11 protein-coding genes are annotated in these 17,939 nt (G+C 62.6%); 2 read left to right on the forward strand and 9 right to left on the reverse strand.

What is annotated here, in order from left to right:
* Position 1: 1 nt before the first annotated feature.
* The 4 genes from V5E97_RS20090 to V5E97_RS20105 all read right to left on the reverse strand — a co-directional run bounded on the left by V5E97_RS20090 (position 2) and on the right by V5E97_RS20105 (position 6,849).
* Positions 2 to 1,267: a peptidylprolyl isomerase gene (locus tag V5E97_RS20090; RefSeq protein WP_406701061.1), complete on the reverse strand. Its 1,266-nt coding sequence runs from the start codon at positions 1,265 to 1,267 to the stop codon at positions 2 to 4.
* A gap of 269 nt (positions 1,268 to 1,536) precedes the next feature.
* Entirely contained in the window at positions 1,537 to 1,794 is a 258-nt protein-coding gene (locus V5E97_RS20095; protein WP_406701062.1) for a hypothetical protein, read from the reverse strand.
* Positions 1,795 to 2,623: 829 nt separating this feature from the next.
* Positions 2,624 to 5,884 carry a transcription-repair coupling factor gene (mfd, locus tag V5E97_RS20100; RefSeq protein ID WP_406701063.1) on the reverse strand — a complete coding sequence of 1,087 codons (3,261 nt, stop codon included), beginning with the start codon at positions 5,882 to 5,884 and terminating at the stop codon, positions 2,624 to 2,626.
* A 92-nt stretch (positions 5,885 to 5,976) separates the two neighbouring features.
* Entirely contained in the window at positions 5,977 to 6,849 is an 873-nt protein-coding gene (locus V5E97_RS20105) for a hypothetical protein (RefSeq protein WP_406701064.1), read from the reverse strand.
* A 253-nt stretch (positions 6,850 to 7,102) separates the two neighbouring features.
* On the opposite strand from V5E97_RS20105, the gene V5E97_RS20110 reads away from it, so the two are divergent.
* Complete coding sequence (locus tag V5E97_RS20110) at positions 7,103 to 8,371, forward strand: purple acid phosphatase family protein (RefSeq protein ID WP_406701065.1); 1,269 nt, start codon at positions 7,103 to 7,105, stop codon at positions 8,369 to 8,371.
* Between the two features lie 82 nt (positions 8,372 to 8,453).
* Here V5E97_RS20110 and V5E97_RS20115 read toward each other — a convergent pair whose 3' ends face one another.
* On the reverse strand, positions 8,454 to 9,683 hold the full coding sequence (locus tag V5E97_RS20115) for an FHA domain-containing protein (RefSeq protein ID WP_406701188.1): 1,230 nt from the start codon (positions 9,681 to 9,683) through the stop codon (positions 8,454 to 8,456).
* Here V5E97_RS20115 and V5E97_RS20120 point away from each other — a divergent pair.
* Positions 9,618 to 9,881: a hypothetical protein gene (locus V5E97_RS20120; protein ID WP_406701321.1), complete on the forward strand. Its 264-nt coding sequence runs from the start codon at positions 9,618 to 9,620 to the stop codon at positions 9,879 to 9,881. The genes V5E97_RS20115 and V5E97_RS20120 overlap by 66 nt on opposite strands.
* A 1,112-nt stretch (positions 9,882 to 10,993) precedes the next feature.
* Here V5E97_RS20120 and V5E97_RS20125 read toward each other — a convergent pair.
* The 4 genes from V5E97_RS20125 to V5E97_RS20140 form a co-directional block, all read right to left on the reverse strand.
* Positions 10,994 to 12,472 carry a PP2C family protein-serine/threonine phosphatase gene (locus V5E97_RS20125; RefSeq protein WP_406701066.1) on the reverse strand — a complete coding sequence of 493 codons (1,479 nt, stop codon included), beginning with the start codon at positions 12,470 to 12,472 and terminating at the stop codon, positions 10,994 to 10,996.
* A 180-nt stretch (positions 12,473 to 12,652) separates the two neighbouring features.
* A complete protein-coding gene (locus V5E97_RS20130; protein WP_406701067.1) occupies positions 12,653 to 12,943 on the reverse strand; it encodes a DUF305 domain-containing protein in 291 nt (96 codons plus the stop codon).
* A 66-nt stretch (positions 12,944 to 13,009) separates the two neighbouring features.
* Positions 13,010 to 13,720, reverse strand: coding sequence for a hypothetical protein (locus V5E97_RS20135; protein WP_406701068.1), 711 nt, complete (start codon positions 13,718 to 13,720; stop codon positions 13,010 to 13,012).
* Positions 13,721 to 13,900: 180 nt separating this feature from the next.
* Positions 13,901 to 17,923: an efflux RND transporter permease subunit gene (locus tag V5E97_RS20140; RefSeq protein WP_406701069.1), complete on the reverse strand. Its 4,023-nt coding sequence runs from the start codon at positions 17,921 to 17,923 to the stop codon at positions 13,901 to 13,903.
* Positions 17,924 to 17,939: the final 16 nt, after the last annotated feature.

The raw sequence follows: 17,939 nt of genomic DNA on the forward strand, positions 1-17,939 counted from the left end.
CTCAGCGGGGTAATCCCGCCTTGACCGTCGCCGGATCGGCCGCGGGACGGTCGAACATCGTGGTGATCAGGGTCTGTTTCCGAAGCTTGGCGATAAAGGCCGTGGTCTCGCGGCGAATCTTTTCATTGAAGATTGTGTTCTTGATCTTATCTTGAATTTCAACTTCGGCAAATGAGGCGGGTCCCGCGACTCGGCGTTTCTCGACCCGAACGATGTGATAGCTCGTCGGGGACTCAATGACCTGGCTGAGCCGGCCTATCGGCAATGACTCGAGCGCGACGTTGACGGCTTCGACCCCATAGCCTCCCGGAGAGGTCTCCCAGATTCCGCCCTTCGCCTTATTGGGGCCGTGAGACTCGGCGGAGGCCAGCTTCGCGAACTCTTCACCGCGACGTAGCCGGCCGAGGAGGGCGTCGATCTTGGTGCGAGCCTCGGTGCGTGACTTGCACTTGTCGACGTCGATCACGACTTCACGCCAGACGATTTGCGCGGGCCGGTCAAAGTCGTGGAGGTGCTCGAGGTAATATTCGCGCATTTCGGGCAGTGAAACCGTCATCTTCGGACCAATCTTCGCTTTCATATAGCTCTGCGAAAGGTGCTGACGGCAATAGATATCGCGCAGCTCGTCCAGCGAGACGCCACTCTCCTTGAGCTTTTGCTTCAACTCATACTCATTTGTCGCAGCATACTTTCGTAACATGGGGTCAAGTTCTTCCGCCCGCCAGCTTTTTTCGGCATCGGACATGACCATTTTGAACGCTTCGGGTTTCTTCAACTCACGCTTCGCCTCCTGGACGACGATGCTCCGTTCGATCAGTTCCTGGAGAACCGAGAAGGCCACCATTGTGACCTCCTCTTCCGAAGGAGCCCGGGAGGGATCCATTCCCTGGAGCCGCGCCCCAACGCCCTTCCTCAATTCGTTAAGAGTGATGACCTCATCGCCAACCTGGGCGGCCACCTTGCCGGCCGGTTGCGCATTCCGAGGTCGGATCTCCGAGCGAATCATCGTCGAATCGGCCGCAGCCGGCATGACGTCAGAATCTCGCTTCTCCACCGAGGCCGAATCGGCCTTCGCTGGCACGTCGGTGCTTGGGGCTTCGACCGCTGGTGGGGGCAGCATCGGCGGAATGGAGGGCGCGACAGGCTCGCTCAGTTCGGGCAGATCCTGCGGCAAACCCGCCGCAGCCCCGGCCGATGGCGCGGGGCTCGGTGTTGAATCGGGAACCAAGGCCGGGGGAGCAGACGGCAATTCCAAGGGAGGAGGCATTTCCGGAGACGCTCCAACCGCAGGCGGTGGCTCCAGAGCGGCTTCGGAAGCCGGCGGAATCGCTGCCGGTGGCGCGAGAGCCGGGGCTTCCACGGACGAAGGCAGATCGGCCGGCACCTCGATCGGCGGCGCCGAATCGAGTGGGGGATTGCTATCGGAGGGAGCGGGGAGCGCCGGTACGGGCGGAGCCTCGGAGGGCGCGTTCTCTAGAGCCGGAGCCGACACCGATGGGGCCTCAAGCGCCTCGGTCGCTGGCGCACCCAATTCCTCTACCGGAGGCGGAAGCGAAGGTGCGGGCACAACCGGCGGTGGTTCCGAGGAAGCCGGTGGAGTCGCTGGCTCCGGAGCCGCGCCCAGTGAGGGTGCCGCCGAAAGCTCGTCAGGACCACCCTCCACCGCGGGCGGAAGTAGAGCGTCCGGGGAAGCCGGCGCTTCTGAAGGTGCCGGAAGAGTCGGCGCTTCATCCGCGGAACCTGGCGGAGGAACGGCGGCCGGTTCGGGAACGGAGGCGTGACTGTGGGCGGCATCAAGCTCCGGAGGATTCGTCCCGGCGCCTGAGTCGGTATCGCGAGCGGTTGGCACTTCGCCTACGGGCGCCGGAGTCGTGTTCGGTGATTCGACGACTTCCAGCTGAATCTGTGACGAAGCCGGCGCAGCGAGCGTTGAGTCTGCCGGTGGAGTCACGGCTACGGCTTCCGGTGCGGTTGCAGTAGCAGTAGCAGTAGCAGTAGCAGTAGCAGTAGCAGTAGCAGTAGCAGTAGCAGTAGCGGGAAAACGGAAAGCCGCCGGATTGGGTTCGCTCGCCCTGGTCGGCGTGCCGTTCCCGGGTCCCTGCGTCGCCGCGCTGGCTCGCAGTGACCTGGGATCATACTTTGGATTTTCGCGATTGATTGTGTCGTGAATCGACGGAAACGAGGTGAGGCCAACAGGCCCCGCAGACGGACCACGACTCTGAACGGCCGAGCGGTTCTGCGCACAGCCCGCCAGGGCCAGGCCGAGAAGTCCGGCGACGACATGGCGGTTCATCGGCATTCTCCATCCTTGGAGATTCGGGATGACAAGGCAAACTCCGGACGGCCATCCTGGCCATTAGTCTGGAATTTCGATTCGACAGGTTCGCGTCGCTTATCGGAGATGCGTGATGATGCGACGGATGCGAACCAGCCAAGAAAGAGGATAGGCCGCGACACATTACCCGTAACATGAATCGGTGACAAGATCGCTTTGGTCTGACCTGGCCGGCCGCAACTTCTTCGTCCTGACCGACAATCGACTCTCCTTTGTCGAGTTACCGGAGGCCGGGGAGTGACAACGTATTGCCCTTCTCAATGATCCAGATCAAGTCCTGTTGCGATGTCAGGGAACTTGCAAGAGAGGTTTCATCACCCCGACAACCACCGATCCGTGAGGCCGTTTCTCCTCGAGCGGAACGTAGGCCGTTTTCTCGTCCACCACCCGGACTCGTCCCGGATGGAGTTTGGCAAGGGTCGCGATCCGCTTGGGATTCCTGTAGGTGAGAACCACATATTCGTCTTCGACATGAATCCGCTCGAGTTGCCAGCGTTCTGCCAAGATTCTGAGCTCGGCTTCAGCGATCAGGTTCTCGGCGGGGGTCGACAGCGGGCCGAAGCGATCGATGAGTTCCTGTCGGAAGTCAGCCAGCCGCTCGAAGCTCCGGAGCCGGGCCAGGCGGCGGTAGAGCTCGACCTTCATCCGAGGCCCGGCCACATAGTCTTTCGGCAAATAGGCCCGCCAGGAGAGCTCGATCGAACAGTCGTACAAGGCCCGCGCGGGCTGATTGGTCAAGCCGCGGACCGCCGACTCCAGAAGCGAGCAGTAAAGCTCATATCCGACGCTCTCAATATGTCCCGATTGCTCGGCCCCCAGAATATTCCCCGCGCCTCGGATTTCGAGGTCGCGTAAGGCAATCTTGAAGCCGGCCCCCAGTTCGGTGAACTCCTCGATGGCTTTGAGTCGCTTGACCGCGTTGGGGGTCACCGGCTTATCGGACTCGAGCAGCAGGTAGGCGTACGCGCGATGCTTGTACCGACCGACCCGCCCGCGAAGCTGGTGCAAGTCGGCCAGGCCGTACTTGTCGGCCTCGTTGATGAAGATCGTATTGACGTTGGGAATATCCAGGCCCGACTCGATGATCGTGGTCGCCACCAGGATGTCGAAGTCATGTCGGATGAAAGCGAGCATCGTTCGCTCGAGCGCCTCGCCCCCCATCTGACCGTGCGCGATCGTGATCCGCGCCTCGGGGACGATCGCCTGGATTCGGTCGGCCACGTTCTGGATGTCGTGAACCCGGTTGTGAACGAAGTAGACCTGGCCATCGCGGTTGAATTCGCGGTGGATCGCCCGTTTGACCGTCTCCGTATCGAAACGGAGAATGCGAGTCTCGATCGCTTTGCGATCGGGAGGAGGGGTTTCCAGGTTGGAGATGTCGCGAATGCCAAGCAGGCTCATATGCAAGGTGCGGGGAATCGGCGTTGCCGACAGGGTCAGCACATCCACGGTCGAACGGAGCGACTTGAGCCACTCCTTGTCCTCGACCCCGAAACGCTGCTCCTCGTCGATCACGACGAGGCCAAGATCCTTGAACGCAACGTCCTTCTGAACGATCCGGTGGGTCCCGATCAGGATATCCACAGAACCTTCCGTGGTTCGTTTCAGGACGTTACGAATCTCGGATTTGGGGCGGAACCGATTGACGACCTCGATCGCAAACGGAAATTCGGCCATCCGCGCAGAGAAGCTGCGATGGTGCTGCTCGGCCAGGATGGTCGTCGGCACAAGAACGGCGACCTGCTTGCCCCCATCGACCGCCTTGAACGCCGCCCGAATCGCCACTTCGGTCTTACCGTAGCCGACGTCGCCGCAGATCAAGCGATCCATCGGCCGGGCCTTTACCATATCTTCCTTGACGGCGTCGATCGCCGAGAGCTGGTCGGGAGTCTCTTGATAGGGAAAGGCCGCCTCGAACTCGGCCATCCAGTGGCTATCCTCGGCGGCATAGGCGATGCCCGGCTGACTCGCCCGAGCGGCCTGGATGTCGATCAGTTCAGCGGCAAGGTCGACCACCGCGTCGGCCACCCGCTTCTTCCGCTTCTCCCAGGCCGAGGAGCCAATTTTCGAGAGCGCAGGCGTTCCCTTACCACCCCCCACATACTTCTGTACCAGGTCGATCTTGGCGATCGGCACGAACATCTTCGTGCCTTCGGCAAACTCCAGGAGCAGTGTTTCTTCCGTGTGATCGGTCGTCCGATCAACCATCTGGAGCCCGCGATAGCGCGCGATTCCATGGTTGACGTGGACGACCAGGTCTCCCTCGTTCAAGTCAAGGAAACTGTCGATCGCCCGGCTCTCGTACCGCCGCTTGGTCGTCGGGCGACGGACGTCGGTTCGAGCAAAGAGCTCGTGATCGCCGATCACCAGCGTCTTGGCATCGGTCAGGTGGAACCCTGAGCGCACCCGGCCCACGGTGAGTTGAAGGCGTCCCGACTGGGCGATGGCGGTGTCGGCAAAGACTTCGCCAAGCCGTTCGATCTCGGCCTCGTTGTGGCAGGCAATCAGGACGCGATCTCCGCCCGAGGCGCTATCGAGCTCAACCTTGACCTTGGCCAGCTCCCCGGAGAAGCGTTCCACGCTCTCAATCCGCAGGTGGCAGGTCGTTTCGAGCGAGTCGGCGGCCAGCGTCGAGAGGGTGATCGACGGCCGTTGGAAGAGCCGCGAGAGCGTGCTATCCACCGTATAGAGACCGCGCGGGTCGTCGGTCCGGCCGAGGTAGTGGCGGCCCTCCTCTTTGAGGTCGTTCGGTTCGACCAAGGCCACCCAGGCGTCTTTGGGAAGAAATTCGGCGATATGACCAAACCCGGACGGGTCGTCGCCATCGAACGAGGGGGAGACGGTCAGCGTCACCGAATCCCAACGGTCGAGCGAGCGCTGAGTCTCCGGGTCAAACGGACGGATCGATTCAACGTCGTCTCCGAAGAATTCGATCCGCACCGGCTCGGAGGAGTCGGGTGAAAAGACGTCGAGAATTCCGCCGCGAAGACTGTACTCCCCCGCCACCTCAACCACCTCGGCGCGGGTCAGCGAGCGCGCGGCCAGCCAGGCCGTCAACTCCTCGATCGCGATCGTATCACCAACGCGAATGGTCCGCGACGAGCGGGCGAGCAACGCCGGGGTCGGAACCGGCTGCAAGAACGACTGGAACGGCGCCACGATAAAGCGAGGGGGTGTCAGACCGGAGAGCCGTTTAATGACCTGGAGCCGACGGCCGAACACCTCATCGCCAACGTTCGCCTCACGCGGGAGGCGTTCCCAGGCGGGAAAGACCTCGGGCGTGACGCCGGCAAAGGTCGCCACGTCATCCCGAAAGTCGTCCACATCCCCTACGTGCGCCAGCACGATCACAAGCGTCTGAGGCGCATGCAATCCCAGGGCGGCCGCCGCGAGCGGGCCAGCCGAGCCCCAGGCGCCGTCCAGCGTGCCGCTCCGCCCATTCTTGAGCGCGGCGAGCAACTCCGGGAACCCGTCTGCTCGCTGGACGAGACGGGTCAGGTCTTTCAGTTCACGGACTGGCGCGACGGTCGCGGTCGAAGCCTTGGCCATGGCGAGTCATCGGACGGCCTGTAACGCCCATCCCATCCATGAAAATGAAGAGAGACGGATCTTGCCGCCTCTCGGGTCCGAACACGCCACACTTAATTGTAAGTTTCGTTCCTCGGTTCGACCACTACCTTCTGCGAGGCGCGCCGCAACACACGAGGCGGCGGCGGCACTTCGTGGGTCCGATCCGATCGCGAAGGCGAACCGAGCCGGTCGAGCACATCGATCAAGTCGGCCGGATCGCACGGTAGCTCCAAACAGGCCGAAGCCCCCTGCGCACGGGCCTGACTGACCAGCGAACGATCGGCCAGCCCGATCAGAGCAACGACCATCCCGACCTGAGCCCGCCGGGCCAACACCCGGCCCCAGTCGGCCTCCAACACGGGGACATCCCAAATCGCCAGGCCCCCCGGTTCCAACTCGTTCCAGTTGGCTGCTTTTCGGGTTGGGTATCCGGCCGATAAACAGACGTCGGCCAGCGCTTCGCGCAACTCGTAGTTGCTGCTGACGACATCAATCGAAGGGCGAGGCGCTGCACCCCGCCCCTCCCCCCTGCCCTCGCCGACGCTGCAAACCACATGGCGCGCGATGGTTTCCCGCACGGTGGCCTCGGGCAGGACCACATCCGCCAGAGTCGACCAGCGCAAGAGGTCGGCGTAGCGGATATGCGGCCCGACGCAAAGGATCAGGCGGAGCGAAGCCGACCGATCCTTCCGCAACCTGGCCAGGCGCTCGCCATCTCGCCGGGTCAGGAACGCGCGATGAATGACGAGTGTCACGGGATCGGGGAGATCGTGGAGAAGCTCGTCGGACCACTCCCCAGCGCAATTGACGCGAAGGACGGATCGAGGGAGCGCATCGACGATCCCGACCACCCAGGGGTCGTCCAGGTCACCGACGAACCAGACTGATCGTTCCGACGCGTTCAGTGCCGGAGCCTCCCTGTTCCCGTCGTGACCGACTTCCACCCTGGTGGACCTCCCTTGTCTTTAACCGACTGTCGCGGACCTTAACACACCTTCCCATTTTCGACAATCGCGGCAACCCTGGGATCTCCCCAGGTCAACGGGTCGAGGTTCCGCAAAGTCCGACCGTACCGAATCTCTCGTGCACGAGCCGGACCGGCGGCGTTTTGCGTCTGAGCCAAGCCTCGGGTATCGTGAAGCTCTTCTGGGATTCGATCATGCTTGCGTTCCTCATTCTTCGACTAGGAAAGCCGCCATGAATTCGCTCGATCGCCGCACGTTTATGAGCACGACCCTCGGCGGCCTGTCGATGTTCGCGACGGGGACATTACTCCTGGCTCAGGATCGCGACTCGAAGGCCAATGCCGAGGGCAGACCCGACACGCTCTTCCTCACCTGGCAGCGCGACCCCACAACGACCATGACCGTGCAGTGGGTCGCCCCCGCCGCCCCCGAAGGAGCGACTGTCGATTTCGTGGAGCTGGGCAAAACGGTCGCGTCCCAGTCGGTCGTCACGAAACAAACGCCCTATCCCATGACCAACCTGAAGGTCTTTCGGGCCGAGCTGACCGGACTGACGCCAGGAACTGAATACCAGTTTCAGATCAACAAGAAATCGCTTACCCATCGCTTTCGCACGATGCCCGCCAAGGCGACCGACTCGTTCCAGTTCGTCTCCGGCGGCGATTGCGACGTCAACCAGCATGCGATCGCCAACAATATCCTGGCGGCCAAACAGAACCCGATGTTCGTCCTCTTCGGCGGCGACCTGGCCTATGACAATGGGACCAGCGTGGAGCGCAGCCTCGCCTTTCTTCGCAACTACAGCCAGCACATGATCGATTCGGAGGGCCGGCTGATCCCGATGGTCGTCGGCATCGGCAACCACGAGGTCAAAAGCAGCTACGGCCAGACGCGCAAGGAAAGCCCGTTCTACCTCGCCGTCCACGACGGCCTTTACGCCGAACGAACGTTCGCAACCCTCGACTTCGGCGACTACCTGAGCCTGATCCTGCTGGACACCGGCCACATTGCTCCCATCGACGGTGAGCAGACCGACTGGCTCGACAAGGTCCTCGCCGAACGGACCGAGCGGCCGCATGTGATCGCCGTCAACCACGTACCGGCCTACCCCTCGTTCCGCAAGTTCGAGGCTGAGGGGGGCAAGGCAGGCACAGGCGAATTAAATCGTACCCAGTGGGTGCCGTTATTCGAGCGTCATAACGTCGACGTCGTGCTCGAGCACCACGATCACACGTTCAAACGAACCCACCCTCTCAAAGACGGGATGGTCAACGCCAACGGGATTCGCTACCTGGGTGACGGATCCTGGGGCAAGCTTCGTTCGCCTGCTTCCCCCGAGCAACGCCCCTACCTGGCGAAAACGAGCGAAGCCTACCACATGACGCTCCACCGTTTCGAGGGCGCGGAGCGGTTTCACATGGCCCTTCAAGAGAATGGCCGAGTTATCGATATCTGCACAACGCGAAAGCGTCCGCGACGCATCGTCGGACGCAAGGCTTGAGACCAGGAGCCCGGCCCTCTGGGAATTCTCCCACGGCCGGGCTACTTTTCCGCAGGGCAAGGCGCGCCCGTTGGCATCCAGTTCAGCGTGAGGAACGGATGACGTCCACCGCCGGGTCATGAGGGCGAAGTAAGATCCTCGCCAGCTTTTCTCTCAGGCTCTGCCCCTCCAACCTGTAGGCCGAGAGAAATTCACTGGCAATGGCATGAAGAACTTGCGGGTCACGTTGGGGCCGCCGAGCGTTGTCCGCTCGCGATCGATGTTCAGAAACTCGTCCGTAAGGATAAGAATCCACAAAGGCCGTCCCTTCGCTCATTGAGGGGGAAGTCTCACCGGTTGGATACCGAAGACTGAACTCCAACTCATTCCGCCAGTCGAATTGGACTGGCTCCAAGTCTCCAAATTCCGAATCGAACTCAACCTGAGTCGCAGCCTCGTGAGTGTCGGGCCGTCGCGATGCAAGTTCGTTGCGCATGCCCCGGAGTTCATCCGCGAGCCCCCTGAGCTCCCGCAGCTCTTCATCCATGGCATCGCGATGTTCGCGATGCATCGCGGCCACAGCCCTCGACATGATCAAAACTTGCCGAAGCCGATCGGGCACCGGCGCCACTGGTTCTCCGCACGATGGCACCGAAACGAGCCGACCGGGCTCATCCTCTTGGGCCGACAGGTTGCTCCGCTGATCACTCATTCCGCACCGCTCCACGGCAGCCAAATTGCTTCCACTTTCGTCGTAACGAATGCGAATCGTAAACGGACCGATGCAGACTTCCGCCCCCTCCGCCAGATGGGCGACACGCGTGGCGACCCCATCAACGTAGACCCCACCCTGCGAGAGCAGGTCGATAAGCCAGAGGCCCGACCCCGTCCGCAGAAGCGAGCAATGGAAGTCCGAAACCAAGGGAGAATGAAGCCGTAACTGACAGGCAGGCGATCGGCCGATGAGGACCATGACCCGACTCATCGACCAGGATGGAACGTGGGACCCACCGTTCTCAATCTCGAGCGTCACCGCGGGCAAGGGGTGTGCTTCGGCATACGATTCCGAGAGAGGGCTCGGCCATTCCGGGACGGGAGCATGCACACGTCCATCCCCTCCGCGCATCCTGAGTCCGACCGACCCCAAGCGCATCTCCCCTGAACCGTCGATCCATCCCGCGCGGGACGTGCTACCATCCAAACAAACGTCCGTTCGAGGTCTTAAATCGACCGAGAAGAGGCGGCCACCAACGGTCTGAACATAGCAATGGCGACGGCTGACCTGTCCATTCCGAAGTTCAAGGTCGGCATCAGGATGACGCCCACAAATCAAGAACGGTTGGCGGAAGATTCGCCGGGCTCGATGAACGTGCCGATCGTCATGGACGTCGACAAGCAACGGTCCGACAGCGCCACACGCTTCGGAAAAACGCTCCATCATGGTCCGATCCACAGCATTTTCCTTAGAAACGGCAATGTTGCAGAACGAGCGTTTGCGACCCTCAACGAGTTTGATGGGCATGCGTCATAACGATCGAGTTTGACGGCCCGTGTGTCGACATCGTCTTTCCATGCCCTCATGGCATGAGAAGGACACAGCGTCTTACCATGAACAGTCGAACACAGCAGATCTGCTTGCTCGATCGTCGGCCCTTCGCCCACCCTGTCCCTTTCGCCAAGGGTCAGGGCATGCGACGCCAGATCGGGTCCTCGACCTGGCCCCACAGTCGAACGTTGACTTTCCGCCTCTCAGCAAGGATTGAAAGCCTGCTAGTTCGACATCATCGTAATGCTTCCCAATTCAAAAGCAATCCTCCGACGATCGAATTACTTCCATCGCTCCCAATCAAAATCACGCTAACATGTTTCTACCCATAGAAATCCAACTCAGCCCGACGCCTTTCGCCATCGAACCCTTTTTTCATCAAGTCCCCGCATGTTTACAGGACGCCACATACCGAACACTAACGATACATGCCATTTTCCGAATCAAGGTGTAAGGTCGTGGGCGCACCGGCCATGTTTCGCTGCGTAAACTTACGATTGGCTGTCAACGGTTTCCAGGTTTGTTGAGCACATTGACTGGCGAACAAGACCGAAGTCAGCACTGCCGGGCGAGCGTTTCACCAGATTCGGGAAACTCATTCGAACGGTTGGCAAAAACTGGGGCACCGGTGCCCTGAACGAAGCGCTGACTCGGTTGTTCTGGCGGGGAGTGAGATCGACTCGAAACTCGACGGATTGGGCTCAGGGGCACCTGGCTTCTCGATCGGCCGCAGCCAAGACATCGAGAACTGCGAGGTCGGATACCGAGGTCAAGCATTCGCCGGGAATCCACGCAATCAGCTCAACTCGAATCGCGATGAACGAAGTCTTCGGCATGGTGCGGGGATTGAGGGCGGCTGGTTCATGGGCGTGAGAATAAAACGCCGAGGCAGATGATCGCAATCATGCCACCACGCATCACTGAATAAACAACACAAAGCGATATCCTGAGAGGGCAGGGTCAGTTCCTCAAGGGCACCGCTTGGCATAAGCCGAACAGCACAAGTTCAATCAAAGAAATCCCAACCAGTGGGCCGCGATGAAAGAGGAAAGAGGAGTTCCTCGTGAAGCCTGGCGAGATATTGGTCGAATCGATGATTAAGAGTTGGCCAATTGGCCCCGAGTATTCGCCGAAACATGCTTCCCGATCGGGCTCGCACTCAGGACCGGCTCGTATGCGGCCAGGACGATGGTGACGTCGTCCTGCGGAGCCCCGCCGCCCCGAAACTCTGCGGCCCGTTCCAGGACGGCTGTGACCAGGGCATCCGGCTCGTTGTCCGCCTCGAGCGACGCCGAGAGTCCTTCGGCCCCCCACAGAATGCCCTGCGGGTTCGCGGCCTCGGTCAGACCATCGCTGAAGACGAGGAGCCGGTTATCCGGCCCGAACTCCACCGCAACTTCGGCTCCTGGCAGGTCGGCGATGACACCGAGGAGCGGCATCGTCGTGCCGAGCTCACTGATGCCGCCCGAGGCATCCCTCAAGAGGGCCGGCGGGTGGCCGGCGTTTGCGAAGCGAAGCCGCTCGTTCTCCGGTTCGAACCAGCCGAAGAAGACGGTCGCGAAGTGCCCATCGGGAAGGTTCCGGCAGAGCTGGTCGTTCAGCCTGGAAAGGACTTCGGCGGGCGAAGTCGCCTGCTCCGCCTCCCGCCAGACGATCGCCCGGACCATCGCCGTGTGGAGCGCGGCGGCGATGTTGTGCCCGGAGAGGTCTGCGACCAGGAGCCCGATGCGGCCCCCCGGAAGAAGCCGGACGTCGTAGACATCGCCCCCGACCGGGCCCGCTTGCAAGCATCGCCCCGCGAGTTCGAGCATGCCGAGTCGAACTCGCTCGGGAGGGAGAAGTTCCGATTGGACCTGCCGGGCCGTCTCCATCTCCCGTCTTTCGTCCTCCGCCTGGTCGGCAAGGGCCCGAGACATGGCGTTGAATTGCCGGGCGAGAGACCCGAGCTCGTCGCCGTTCGGGGTTGCGACTTCGACCCCGAGCTGTCCCCGCTCGAGGTCGCGGACGGCCCGAGCGATGCGCCGGATGGGGCGGAGGACCGCGCGTCCCATTACGAAATTGATCGCGCCGAAGAGCAAGACGCCGGCTCCGATGAACCAGACGGCCTGGATCTTCAGGTTCGCCCGGACGCGCTCGGCCACGGCACGGGTCGATTCGGCCACGACGACACGCTCGGCCCCTTTACCAAGGACTCCAACGAGGAACGATTCACCCCCCTCCTGCCGCGTCCACACCCCCTCACCCAACGCGGCCAGGCGCACTGGGTCCATCGGCCGCCTGGCGTGCTCGGCGGCACCAGCGACCACCCCCGTTCCATCGACGAGCGCAACCTGATGTTCGGGCGAGGCCGAGATGTCGCTCGCGTGGCAAAACGCCTGGAGGAAATCGACGAAGCGCGGCGACATCCCGAACGAGTGATAGGCCGCCTGAACGAAGCGGGCCTCCTCGTTCAGCCGGGCACGCAGGAGGGCCATCCCTGTCGCCTCTTGTCGCCGCCATTCCCAGGCGAGCGAGGTTCCGAGGACGAGGAGTAACATCAAATTGATCGGTAGTGCGAACTTGTAACGGAGCGTCATCGTTTACAATACCTTGGTTTGGAGAGATCACCACCTCCGGCACGGTCCACCGCCCGCCCGACCTGATTCGCCTCGATGGATTCCCCTCGTTGCGGGGCTCAATCACACAACAGAGGTCTTCACCGAAGTTTGGTCAGGGGGCGGACGGCGGGCCGTGCCGGAGGCGGCCTTCGGCCTCGACTACGAGCCGTGACCTATCCCGACCTCGATGCTGGAGCTGCCGACCGACCAGGCGAGGAGCGTCTGCATCTCCCCGATCTCCCGGGTCTGCGTCGATACGATGTTCTCACAGAGCTGCTTGCGGCCGGGCCGGGCGGCCCGGTCGGTGCATTTCGCGGAACACTCCATCATGTCATCACGAAAAACAACCATCACATTGCCATCTATTATATCCGCAGCCATCTGGCCCAGGCCGACCCGAACATCGAGGGGCCCGAGGGGCTCGGACCGAAACGCATATCGCCATTCCATAAACGGTCTTCTCCCGATATGTTCGCTTGCGGTCCTGGGTGGAAGCCAAAGCCGAAGGGGACCACCTTATTGCTTGTGGTCGTGGTCGTGCTCGTCCTTCGCGGCCGAGGCCGAAGCCTGTGCGCCGAAGAACTTGTCCGGGTTCGCTCGGAGCCCCTTGAGGCAGCCCTTGCAGCAGATGAAGGTGGACTTGCCATCGCGGGTGACCTTCAGCGGCCCGCCCATCGAGTCCAGATCTTCCTTGCTGACCGGGCAGATTTTGAGCGCGGCAACGGCTCTCGCGTCGGCCTGGGTCGCCTTGGTGACAATGAACTCGTTGCTGGGGGCCAGCGCTAGCGGGGTGGTGAAGTTCGCCGTCGTCTCCGCCGCCTCGGGCAGGCCCTCGACCTTGAACTCCACCTTGACGCCGGTCGTCGGGACCTTGCCGAAATCAATGGCGGTCCCGATCGAGGACGGGGCCCGACCGGGGCTCGCGGCGGTTGGGGCGAGCTTCCGCTCGAACCAGGGCTTCGGCGAGCTCGGGTGGTAGAACGTCGCGGTCCCGGTCAGCCGAGAGGCGTCGACCGGCTGGTCCTCGTGGCTCCGCGGGTAGACTTTGAGCCCGTCTTTCGCGAAGACGACCTCGAAGTGGTACTCCTTGGTCATCGCCACCTTGCCGCCGTGAAGGGGCGCGCCATGCTTGTGGCCGTCGTGGGCCGAGGCGAGGCCGATTAGGCCGAGGGCGAGGCCGAAACTTGCGGCGAACGTCGTGAGATGAAGACAGCGTACCTTCTGCATGGATCTTGTCCTGTCCGATTACGAGTAGGGTTGGGAAAAGCCCCGGAATTCGTCCCGGGGAGCAGCCGGTTCTCGCGACTAACGTCTCTGGAGCGCTATGTGGGCGGAGGAAGCGCCCCCGAGCCCGGCGGGGGCGGCAGCCAGAAGTAAGACCTTTTGGTGCATCATCAGACTCCTTCGTTACGAGACCAGGACCGCGTCTTCCGAGACGGCCGGGACGACCCGGACCCGGTCCTCAAAAGCGCTGAGATGATGGATCTTCCGCCACTGCCACTTCTTCACCGCGAAGTAGAGGACGGGAAGGAACACGTCGATCACTTCGTCCGCAATCAGCAGCCCGCCGAGGACGGGAGCGGCCATCGGCCGGATGACCTCGGAGCCGACCCCGGAGGCCCAGAGCATCGGAGCGATCGAAATAATCGTCGTCCCCTCCGTCAAAAGCTTCGGCCGGAGGCGGTGGATCGCCCCTTCGAGGATCGCCTCCTTGAGTTCCTCAATGGAGCCGATGCCCTCGAGCCCGCCGCGCTCCTCGATGGCCTCCCGGAGATACACGAGCATCACAATGCCGGTCTCGGTCGCCATCCCAAAGCAAGCGATGTAGCCGACCCAGACCGCGACCGAGAAGTTGAACCCGAAGAGCCACTGGAAGATGGCGCCTCCGGCGAGGGCACCGAGGACGCTCGTCATCATCAGCCCCGCATCGATCCAGCTCTTGTATGTGAGGTAGAGGATCAGCACGATGACCGCGATGACCGCCGGGAAGACGATTTGCAGGGTCTTTCGGGTCTTCAGCTCGTTCTCGAACTGGCCCGACCACTCGACGTACATCCCCTGGGGGAGCTTCACCTTGTCGGCGACGATGCGCCTCGCCTCCTCGACGAAGCCGACCTCGTCACGCCCGGTGACCGTGAGCTGGACATAGGCCCGGAGGAGCCCGTTCTCGCTCTTGATCATCGACGGCCCTTCGACCACCCGGACGTTCGCAACCTCGGAGAGCGGGATCTGGGTCGACTGGACTCCGGCTTCAGACGCCGGAGCGCCACCGGACGCCCCGGCGGTGCCCATCCCGCCCGGCGAGTCCGAGCCCGCGGCGGCCGAGCCCCGGGCCGCGATGAGCATCTTCTTGAGCGCCTCTTCGTCGGTCCGGAAGTCGCGGGCGTATCGGACGCGGACGGGGAAGCGTCGCCTCCCTTCGACGGTCATCGTGAGCGGCTTCCCGCCCATCGCGACCTCGACCACGTCCTGGATGTCCCCGACCTGGATGCCGTAGCGGGCCGCCTTCTCGCGGTCGATGTCGATCTCGACGTAGCCTTTCCCAACGATCTGGTCGGGGACGACGCCGTTCGCCCCTCGCACGCCGCGGAGCACCTCGGCAATCTCCTGGCTCACACGCTGGATCTCCTCCAGTTCATCACCGAAGACTTTCACCCCGACGGGCGTGCGGACGCCGGTCGCGAGCATCTCGATCCGGTTAATGATGGGCTGAGTGAAGATGTTTCCCCAGCCGGGAACCTGGAGCGCTGTGCCCATTTCGTCAATCAGGTCCTGCTTCGACTTCTGCCAGAGAAAGAGCCGGTCGGAGAAGGGCTTCTCGAGGGAGGACCGGACGGCGGTGAGTTCTCTCGAAGTCGCCCCCTTGAGAGTGAGCTTCTTCGCCTCTCCTCGCTTCACCAGTTCATCGACGGCCGCTTCAGTGCCCGTCGCCACGGCCCGGTCGAAGAGTTCCCAGTTGAGCGACTTCATCCGTTCCTTGAGCCTCTCCTCGTGCGCCTGGATCACCCGGTCGGTGATCCGCGTGAAGAGCGTCTCTCGGCTCTTGCCAAGGACCTCGCCCACGAGGTCCGACGCGTGTTCCCAGGCGCTGGGCGAAGGCGAGAGGAGTTCCGCGCGGTCTTCGAGGACGCCCAGGGCGATGAGCCGCTTGGAAGCGTCCTTCACGAGCGCGGTCACGTCATCGAACCGCGGTTCGAGCGAGATCCGCTCGCCGTAGACTCCGCCGAGTTCCTTCGTGAGCTTCTCCCGTTCAGCCGTGGTGAGCTTCCGGCGGACGAGCGCTTGGTCGACTCGCGAGGTGAGGGACTCAACCGCCTCGCCCGCGAGCAGTGATCCGAGTACAGGTCGGTATTCCTTGATCTGGAGGAGTGCCAGGTCTCGGAGCGACGCGTCGACCCGGGTGACGACCTCCATCGCCGCCTCGTTCAAGAGGGCGTCCCGCTCCTCGATCGTAGCCGGGGGCTTGAGCAAGCCCTTCCCTTCAAGGGAAGCGAGTGCAGCCCTCGACTGAATGAGTGCGTCGTCGAACCTGAGTTTCCGCTTCGGCCAGAGCCCGCGGTCGTAGAGGTTGATGATCGTCTCGACCATGTCGAGCGGCGAGGGGTCGGTCGCCGTCTCCGCGCGGCCCGCCTTCCCGACCACTGTAAGCACCTCGGGGAATCCCCTGAGGACGGCGTCCCGGGCCTTCAAGTCCTGCGTCACCTGGGTCACCGACATCCTCGGGACCGAGGTCGGCATGTCGAGGATCGAGCCCTCGTCCAAGGGCGGCATGAACTCGCTCCCGAGCCGGGTCGAGGCGAGGTATCCGCAGCCGAGGATCAGGGCGAAGAGCCAGCAGACGAGCGTCGTCCGCTCCATTAGCCAGGAGAGCATCGGCTTGAAGATAGTGATCATCGTCCGGACGAGCCAACTGTCGTCCTCGGACTTGATCCGGCCCCGCAGGAAGATCGGGATGAGCGCCGGGACGAGCGTGATGGCGAGGATCGCCACACCGATGAGGGCGAACGTCTTCGTCCAGGCGAGCGGGTGGAACATTTTCCCCGACCGACCGGTCAGCGCGAAGACCGGGAGGAAGGAGACGATCGTGATGAGGATCGAGAAGAAGATCGGTCGGCCCACGGTGCGGCAGGCCGGGATGATCGTGTCGAGGACGTTCCCCGTCACCCGGCGGTTCCCGAACCGGCGCGTGAGGTGGTGCGCCGCGTTCTCGGTCATCACCACCGCCTGGTCCTCGAGGATGCCGACCGAGATGGCGATCCCCGCCAGACTCATGATGTTCGAGGGGATGCCGAAGATCTTCATCAGCAGGAAGCTGAAGAGGATCGCGAGCGGGAGCGTAATCGAGACGACGAACGCTCCGCCGAGGTGGCCCATGATGAGGACGATCATCACCGTTGAGATAATGATCTCTTCCCTCACCGTGGCGGTGACGGTCTCCAGCGCCTTGTTGATGAGCGGCGTCCGGTCGTAGAAGGGGACGATTCGGACCCCTTCGGGGAGCCCCGCCGAGAGGGTCGTGACCTTCTCTTTCACGCGCCTCGTGACCTCGAGCGGGTTCTCGCCGAACCGCATCATCACCACGCCGCCGACCACCTCCTTGCCGTCCTTCTCGAGCACGCTCCGCTTGAACCCCGGGCCCATCTGCACCGAGCCGATGGTCTTCAGGTAGATGGGGACGCCGCCTCGCTCAGCGACGACCGACATCTTCAGATCCTCGATGTTCTTGATCCAACCAACCGAGCGAATGAGGTACTCGGCATTCCCCTTGTGGATGACCCGTCCCCCCACGGCCGAGTTCGAGCGTTGGACCGCGGAGTAGACCTCGCCCAGGCTGATTCCGTAGGAGCGGAGCTTGTTCGGGTCGAGGTCGATCTGGTACTCCCTCGGCGCGCCGCCCACCGAGGCGACCTCGGCGACGCCGGGCACGGAGTTCAGTTGATAGCGGACGTACCAATCCTGGATCGCGCGGAGCTCGCCGAGGTCGGTTCCATCCCCCTCGACCGTGTACCAGAAGATCTGGCCCACGGCCGTGGCGTCAGGGGCCATGTAGGGGACAACGCCCTGCGGCAGTTCGGTCGCAACGGTAGCGAGCCGCTCGAGCACGCGCTGGCGGGCGAAATAGTAGTCGGTCGAGTCATCGAAGATGATGTTGATCATCGAGAAGTTGAACTCGCTCGACGACCGGACGACCCTGACTCCCGCGAGGCCCTGGAGCTTCGTCGTGAGCGGATAGGTGACTTGGTCCTCGATCTCTTGGGGGCTCCTGCCCATCCAGTCGGTGAAGACGATCACCTGGTTCTCGGACTGGTCCGGGATGGCGTCCACGGGCATCGTCATCAGCGCGCGGAGACCCGCGACTCCGACCACGAGGGAGGCGAGGATGACGAGAAAGCGGTTCCGGATGGACCACTCGACGATTCCTTCGATCATGGACTTGCCCCCCTTT

Source organism: Singulisphaera photorubra (assembly GCF_045290345.1).
Taxonomy (GTDB): Bacteria; Planctomycetota; Planctomycetia; order Isosphaerales; family Isosphaeraceae; genus Singulisphaera.